Consider the following 573-nt stretch of genomic DNA (forward strand, 5'->3'; position numbering starts at 1 on the left):
ACAAAATTAAAAACTTGAGTGGTTACCACCAATTCTTTACTAACTGCTGTCTCATTGTCTGATGTACCTTTATCGCTGCCACCACATGCCGTAAGCATTAAAGCTAATGTAGAAACCTTAGTTAATGTTACAAATTTCATACTACCTCTCATTAATAAGTATAAAGCAGTTAAACTGCTAATTTTCATGCCATACAACCCTGTTAGCAACAAAACCTAACACGTTAAGAAGGATAGCTAGTATTCTTTAGCCCCAAAAAAACGCTTACAATAAAGATTAAAATTCTATTTAATCTTGCAATTTACGTTATTACAAAGTAAAAATGCACGCTGAACGATACATTCAGCTAATAACTTTTTCAACCCCTTAATAACAATTGAGCCTTAGAAACCAACATTGATGACTAAATCAGCTTTCAATAACCCCATAAACCATCCCCTTAAATGCTAGTATTTAAAGTTCAGTGTCACTTCTGCAGAACATCCAAAACAGGAATAACACATGACTTAATCATTTGATTTTTAATTACATGCCCATTAAATACCTCTCACGACTTTGTTCCCGCTCAGTTAT

Annotated in this window: 1 protein-coding gene; it reads right to left on the bottom strand. The window is 33.5% G+C overall.

Features of this window, described 5'->3' with window-relative positions; genetic code table 11:
- On the bottom strand, positions 1 to 188 hold a 188-nt coding region (locus tag AB4238_RS22390; protein ID WP_372035842.1), incomplete at its 3' end, for a hypothetical protein.
- Positions 189 to 573 lie beyond the last annotated feature (385 nt).

The sequence above is a fragment of the Shewanella sp. 10N.286.45.A1 genome (genome assembly GCF_041470405.1).
GTDB lineage: Bacteria > Pseudomonadota > Gammaproteobacteria > Enterobacterales > Shewanellaceae > Shewanella.